Annotated in this window: 9 protein-coding genes; 5 read left to right on the top strand and 4 right to left on the bottom strand. The window is 72.2% G+C overall.

All coding sequences use genetic code 11. The features are described from left to right. Positions 1 to 909: hypothetical protein (locus VED21_RS06390; protein ID WP_324881489.1), on the top strand; the 909-nt coding region annotated here is incomplete at its 5' end. 44 nt (positions 910 to 953) lie between these two features. On the opposite strand, the gene VED21_RS06395 is transcribed toward VED21_RS06390, so the two are convergent. Further along, positions 954 to 1,382, bottom strand: coding sequence for a DUF6524 family protein (locus VED21_RS06395; protein WP_324881490.1), 429 nt, complete (start codon positions 1,380 to 1,382; stop codon positions 954 to 956). A 154-nt stretch (positions 1,383 to 1,536) separates the two neighbouring features. On the opposite strand from VED21_RS06395, the gene VED21_RS06400 reads away from it, so the two are divergent. Continuing rightward, positions 1,537 to 2,277, top strand: coding sequence for a pentapeptide repeat-containing protein (locus VED21_RS06400; protein WP_324881491.1), 741 nt, complete (start codon positions 1,537 to 1,539; stop codon positions 2,275 to 2,277). Here the strand turns inward: VED21_RS06400 and VED21_RS06405 are convergent. After that, positions 2,274 to 2,855 (bottom strand): hypothetical protein, encoded by a 582-nt coding sequence (locus VED21_RS06405; RefSeq protein ID WP_324881492.1) that lies wholly within the window; start codon positions 2,853 to 2,855, stop codon positions 2,274 to 2,276. The two genes, VED21_RS06400 and VED21_RS06405, sit on opposite strands and share 4 nt — an antisense overlap. 11 nt (positions 2,856 to 2,866) lie before the next feature. Then, a complete protein-coding gene (locus VED21_RS06410; RefSeq protein WP_324881493.1) occupies positions 2,867 to 3,478 on the bottom strand; it encodes a hypothetical protein in 612 nt (203 codons plus the stop codon). A gap of 276 nt (positions 3,479 to 3,754) precedes the next feature. On the opposite strand from VED21_RS06410, the gene VED21_RS06415 reads away from it, so the two are divergent. From VED21_RS06415 to VED21_RS06425, 3 genes are all read left to right on the top strand, one after another. Beyond that, positions 3,755 to 4,216 carry a hypothetical protein gene (locus VED21_RS06415; RefSeq protein WP_324881494.1) on the top strand — a complete coding sequence of 154 codons (462 nt, stop codon included), beginning with the start codon at positions 3,755 to 3,757 and terminating at the stop codon, positions 4,214 to 4,216. Positions 4,217 to 4,292: 76 nt separating this feature from the next. Further along, a complete protein-coding gene (locus VED21_RS06420; protein ID WP_324881495.1) occupies positions 4,293 to 5,753 on the top strand; it encodes a hypothetical protein in 1,461 nt (486 codons plus the stop codon). Between the two features lie 50 nt (positions 5,754 to 5,803). Further along, positions 5,804 to 6,289 carry a hypothetical protein gene (locus VED21_RS06425; protein ID WP_324881496.1) on the top strand — a complete coding sequence of 162 codons (486 nt, stop codon included), beginning with the start codon at positions 5,804 to 5,806 and terminating at the stop codon, positions 6,287 to 6,289. A 17-nt stretch (positions 6,290 to 6,306) separates the two neighbouring features. Here the strand turns inward: VED21_RS06425 and VED21_RS06430 are convergent. Next, the coding region (locus tag VED21_RS06430) for a hypothetical protein (protein WP_324881497.1) at positions 6,307 to 6,507 on the bottom strand (201 nt) is incomplete at its 5' end.

Consider the following 6,507-nt stretch of genomic DNA (forward strand, 5'->3'; position numbering starts at 1 on the left):
CCGGAAAAGGCCCCGGAGCCGGTGCTCGCCGCGCCGCCGGTGGCAGTCCCGGTGGCCGAAGCTGCCCCGGCGGCCGTGACCGCGCCGGCCGCCGCACCGGTCACCCCACTCCCCACCGCGCGCCCCGCTGTCCCGCGCCGCCGCCCGGTGCTGTACGCGGTGACCGCGTTCAGCCTGCTGCTGTCGGCCGCGACCACGGCAGCGGTCGCCACCCTGCCGCTTTGGCAAGGTGAGCTTGACCGCGTCTGGGAACGGGTCGACCCCGCGGCCGCAAGCAGCTTCCTCATCGCCGCGCAAGGCGTCTCGCGCGCCGCCGCCGGCACCGGGTCCTTCACCGGGTCGGTTGACGTCGCCCGCGCGCTGGCGCCGGCCGGTCAGGCACCGATCACCGCCGCGCTCGACCGCGTCGCCGCCTTCGCCGACAAGGGCGCGCCCGCCGTGCCGGTCCTGCGGGCCCGGTTCGAGACCGTCGCCGCCGCCATCCGCGACGGCGCCGCGCCGCGCCCCGCAGCACCCGGCCGGGCGACCCCCGCCTGGGCGCCGGACTGGGTCGAGCGCTCGGTGAACCAGATCACCGCCGCGCTGCCCGTCAGCGACATCATGAACACCGGCCTGTTCGGCGCCCCGGCGCCCGCCCCTACCCCGCCCGCGCTGCGCAACGCGGAGGTGCTGCTCACCGCCGGCAACCTGCGGGAAGCGGTCGCCTCCGTGCGCTCGCTGGGTTCGGCGCCGGTCGCCCTCGCCTCGGCGTGGCTGGCCGACGCGCAACGCCGCATCGACCTGGACGAGGCGACGCGCACCCTGGAGCGTCTGGCTCTGGAGTATCAGCAGGCCGCCCTCGTGCAGCCGTCGCTGGAGGAGCGTCTGGACCGGCTGGTCAAGACGGCCGAGCGCCACCTGTTCGAATAGCCGGCGCGGGCGCGCCCGGCTCCGGCCCGGCGCGCCCGCCCGCTTCAGATCTTCTTCTTGTTGGCCACGTAGCGGGCGGGTTTCTGGCCGAGCAGCGAGTATTGCAGGCCCGACCACACCACGCCGACAGCCAGGACGAAGCCCAGGCTGATCAACCCGGCCCATTGCAGCACAAGCCACGTGCGCGCCTCCGGAAATATCAGCAGGGCCTGATACACCAGCAGCAGCAGGCAGAACGTTCCGACCAGGAAACCGAGCCCCCCGATGGAGCCGATCAGCACGGTCACCACCAGGGCATAGGATGCGGTCAGGAACAGGGCCGCCGCGACCTTCCCCGACATCAACCCGCCATCCGCCGCAATCCAGTGGGCGAAGGAAACGCCGCTGGGGTTGTAGGTTCCCAGCACCAGCGCCTCCAGCAGGAGCAGGCGGACCAGGAAGGTGCCGAGCGTGATGTGTGGCTTCGCCGCCATGCCGCGCCGATCAAAGGGGGTGGAGCACGCCGGCCGTGGCACGGCGTCCGTGCCGGGGTCAGGCGCCGGGATGCGGCGGGGTTAGGCGTGACGCCTTCGCCGCCTATCCGTCGGCACACTGGCTCGGCCGGTCGCGAAGATTAGCTGATCTTGCATGCCAAAGGACAGCTTTCCCCCACTGCCGGCCGCCGGTCGTGACGACCGGCCGGGCCGTGCCCCGCTCCTTCGCCCGACCGGTGCGTCGCGCTTGGGGCGCTTCGTCATCGTCGCAACCCATCTGGTGGTGCTCGGCGCGGTCGCCGTCTGGCTGTCGGAAGGCGGCCGGCGCGCCGAACAGGCTGACGCCGCCCGGCGCGAGGCGCAATACCGGGCGCTGGAACTCGTCCACGCCGTCGCCGGACGCCGGGAGGACGGCGGTCGCCTGAGCGCGCTGGAGGACCTTGCCGCCGACGGCGTCCGTCTGGAGCGGCTGCCGCTCGCCCACGCCGTGCTGGCGGGCGCACGCCTGGACGGCGCGCGGCTGGACCACAGCACCCTGTCCGGCGCCAAGCTGTCGTCGGCGGCACTGGCGGGCGCCTCGCTGCGCGGCGTCGACCTGTCGGGCGCCGACCTCGACGGGGCGGACCTTCGCAACGCCGACCTGTCCGGCGCCCGGCTCACCGGCGCGCGGGCCTCCGGTGCCGTGCTCGCCGGGGCCGACCTGTCCAGGGCGGACCTGAGCGGGGCGAACCTGTCCGGCGTCGACCTGCGCGACGCCCGCGGCCTCACCCATCGTCAGATGGACGCGGCGTGCGGCGACAGCACGACGCGGCTGCCGGTCGGCCTGTCGGTGCGACCCTGCACCCTGGCGGTCAGCGAGGCGTGGACGACGACCGACCGTTACGGCGGCGACTAGGGCTGCTCCGGTCCCGCACCCGGCGGCCCCGTCTCGGCCGCCGGTTCGGCTGGCGGAGCGCGCTTCGCCGCGCGGTGGCTCCATAGGGCTCGCAGGCGGCGGCCCAGCACCTCCCGCAACGAGGGGCGCGGCGGGGGCGGCGGATCCTCCGGTTCGTCGGGCAGCCGCTCCAGCGCGGGCGCGCCTTCGGCGTCCATCATCGCCTCGATCCGCTCGACCAGCGCGTAGAACGGCCGGTTGTCGACGAGGCTCATCAGCACCGCGTTCTCGGCCATCATGTCCAGGAACGTGTGGCCGGACATCGTCGGGCTGCCCGGATAGGACATGCGGATGAAGCGGAAGAACATCACCGGCACGTCCAGCTCGATGCTGGAAATCTGGCTCACCCGGACGGTGCGCTCGACGAAGCCGCCCTCGATGCCCAGCAGCGTGATGATGTAGCCGAAGATGCCACCCTTGACGATGCGCAGCCGGTTGCCGGTCAATTCCAGCCGGCCGCCGACGCCGCGCGCGATGTAGGTGCCCTTGCCTTCGACGACCGGCGGCCCGGAGGTGCTGTGCGGCCTGTGCGCTGCCATGCCCGTTCCCGTCAAACCGCGTGACTGTGGTGGCGCTTGTACTGGTAGACGACGGCCAGCACGAGAAAGACCCAGAAATTGAGCAGGTACACCGCCCACAGAATGAATGCGACGCTGTACACGGCGATGAACGCGCCGGACAGTGCCAAAAGAATGGCCGCGGCGAAGTTCCGCAGCCCCTGGATCCAGCCGGACACCAGCACCGCCAGCACCGCCTCCGCGGCAAGCGCCAACAGCATCAGCCACGCCGCGATGCGCACGAGCAGCCCCGCGTCGCCCCACAGCGCGTCGCCCAGCGCCGCCTCCAGGTCGTAGGCCAGCGGGTCGGCGCAACGCCGCAGGAACTCCGTCGCCGCCATGTTCCAGTAGCTGCCCGGATCGAAGAAGGTGCTGGCGGCGAAGCGCCCCTCCGGCAGCCAGTCGGCCAGCACCACCACGCCCAGCAGCAGGCCGGCGACCTTGGGCAGCAGCATCAGCGGGGGAATGCCGTAGAAGTCCAGCGTCGCCAGCCGATGGCTGAGCGCGGACACCACGCCGATCACCAGCATGGGCAGGACCAGCGCCAGCAACCCGGCCGCCGCGTTCGCCGCGAGCAGGTTCCACCCGGCCTCGCCTGTCAGCATGTCCTCATCGGCCACCCCTGCGGGGGCCTCCCCTGGTCCGGCTCGGAGGCGTGGCCACGGCGGCCCGCCCCCAGTTTCTCACATGCGCGATTATTCGTTATCACGCCGCGCGGTCAAGTCGGGACTTCAATCTGCTCCACCAATCGTGGTACTGAAAAAGGGGAATATCCGGGAACACGCCGCTCGCTCCCCGCGTGGGGCATGGACGGCGGGGTTCCGGGCTGTGTGGGGACGGGGCGGCGGCGGCTCCGGCCGGCGAAAACGAGGGGGACCGGAATGGGGATCGGGCGTGTGCTGCTGCTGATCGCGGCGCTTGTCGGGTATGGCCAGGGCGCGATGGCGGAGACCGTCACGTTCCGCCAGCAGATTCTGTCCGACATGGACCGGGCACGGCTGGAACTGATCCAGGTGAACCCGGCCCCGCAGAGCCCCGCGCCGGGCGCGCCGGTGGCGCCTGCCCAGCCTTCGGCCGGCATGCTGAACCTTGAACCGCAGCAGATGGTGGCCATCGGCCTCGGTGTCGTCGCCGGCCTCATCGTGCTCGACGGGGTGATCGGCCTGCCCACGGTCGTGGCGGCGGTGATTGGCGGCTTCGCCGGCAACTGGTTCCACCACTACACCCAGCGCACCTCCGGGGCGAAGCCGAACCCGGTCCACTACATCGCGGACGGCGACCAGCAGGCCATCCCGCTGTGGTCCTCGGCGATCGCCACCGACCGCATCTACGCCCGCCCGTGATCCGCGCTGGCCAACCGGCGTCCATGATCCAGCATCGCCGTCATCCGGCGCGCGCCCACTCTTGATGGAAGACCGCATGTCGACGTCCGTTTCGCCCGAACTGGATCGGGCCTCTTCCGCAGACAAGCCGGGCGCGAGCGCCATGGAGAAGGAACTGACGGGTCCGTCGCGGACCGATCGCCCCGCAGACCGCGGGCCGGTGGCCGCGCCGCCGCCTCGGGCGCGGGGCAACGGCTTCGCCCTGTTCGTCTCGCTGGTGGCACTGACCGGCTCGGCCTTCGCGGTCGCCACGCCGGCCCTGCGTCCGGTCCTGCTGGAGAAGTTCGGGCACATCCCGCAGGTGGCGCCCGCCATCGACCTGGTGACCGCCGACGGCCGGCTGGAGGCGCTGTCGCAGCGCATCGCCGCGCTGGACGGCCAGAACCGCAGCACCGCTGGCCGCGTCGACGCGATCGAGGCGGTCGGCGGCAACTTCAACGTCTCGGCCCGCCGCATCGACCAGCTGGAGAGCGGCTTCGCGCAGATCGGCACCCGCCTTGCGGCGTCGGAGGAGCGGGGCGACCGCACGGCCGGCCGGATGGACGGGATCGAGGGCCGCTTCAACACCATCGAGCGGCGGTTCGGCGAAATCGACGCCGCCATCGGCACCACGCCGGAGCGCCTGAAGGCGCTGGACGCCGGCGTCGCCTCCCTGTCCGGCCGCCTGGACACCGAAGCCGGCGCCCGCGGCGCGCTGCAGGCCAAGCTGGACCAGCAGGACACCGCGCGCACCGAGCTGCAGGCGAAGGTCGACCAGCAGGACGCGGCGCGCGGCGATCTGCAGGCCAAGCTCGACCAGGAAGCGGCCGCCCGGGCCGAACTCCAGGCCAAACTGTCCGGCGAGGAGAGCGCCCGCGCCGACCTGCAAGCGAAGCTGGAGCAGGCGCAGCGGGAAGCCGCGGCGCTCGGCGAGCGCCTGCAGGAGGCGGAGAAGCGCCTCGAACAGATCAACGCCAACGGCAATGGCCCCGCTTCGACCCGGCTGGCGCTGGTGTCGCAGCAGTTGCTGGTCAAGCTGCAGACCTCCAAGCCTTACCAGCGGGAACTCGACGCCGGCATGAAGCTGGTGGGCGAGGACAAGCGCCTGGCGGACGCCCTGTCGGCGCTGGCCCCGTTCGCCGCCACCGGCGTGGCGACGGTGACCGAACTGCGCGAGACCTTCGTGGCCCTGGTCGCCCCCAACATCCAGGCGGTGGCCGAGGTGACGGCCCAGCGGTCGTTGACCGACCGCATTCAGGATTGGATCACGCAGCTGGTCGCCACATCCGGCCTGCCGGGCGCGGTGGAATCGAACGCCACCATCAAGGGCCTCGACATCATCAACCGCCGCCTGACCGAAGGGGATCTGGCCGGCGCCCTGCACCAGCTCAACGAGCTGGGCGAGCCGGCGACGCGCATGGCCAAGCGCTGGATCATCGAGGCGAACGCCCGGCTGGCCGTCGACGCGGCGGTCGAGGCGCTGCTGGCGACGACGCTCGACCGCATCTCGGCAAACTGACCACCCGCCTCGGCCTACCGGCCTGCCGCCACGCGATAGGGGAACAGTCCATGAAGGGTCCCGCTCTGGCCTTGGCGATCGCCATCGCCGCCACCAGCCTCCCCACCGGCGGGCACGCCGCCGACCTGACGCTCGCCCAGGCCCCCCAGGCCCAAGCCCAGGCGCCCGGCGTGACGCAGGCACCGCCGCCCTTGCCGCCGCTGCCGAAGCTGCCGCGGGCCAGCGAGGAAACATCCTGGGCGCAGCGTAATCAGACGTTCGCCATCGGCCTCGGCGCCATCGGCGGCGTCGTTGCCTTCAACGTCCTCACCGGCGGCCTCGGCGCCCTGCCGTTCGTGGGCGCCGAGGCCGCCGCGACCGCGGCCGCCGGTACCGTCAGCGCAACCGAAGGGGCCGTCGCGGTCAGCCGCGTCTATGCGGTGGGCAGCGCCGTGGCCGGCGCCTTGGCGATGGACTGGCTGATAACGCGGTCGAAAGGTTCGGGCGCCAACCGCGTTCCCCTGGCGGTGTCCGCCCGCGTCACGCCTGAACGGTAACGGCGCCGGCGGCGCCGTCAGTTCTGCGGCGACACCATGGCCTGAAGCGCGGTGAAGTGATCGTCGAGGCGCTGCTGGAGCATCCCTGCCAGCACCGCCTCGCTGTCCTCCTCCGACCGGCGCAGTGACTGGCGCACCGCCGCTTCGAAATCGCGGCGGTTGAAGGCGGCGTCGAGTTCCGACAGCAGGAAATCGGCGACGTAGAACACCGACTTGGC

The sequence above is a fragment of the Azospirillum sp. genome (assembly GCF_035627195.1).
Lineage (GTDB): Bacteria > Pseudomonadota > Alphaproteobacteria > Azospirillales > Azospirillaceae > Azospirillum.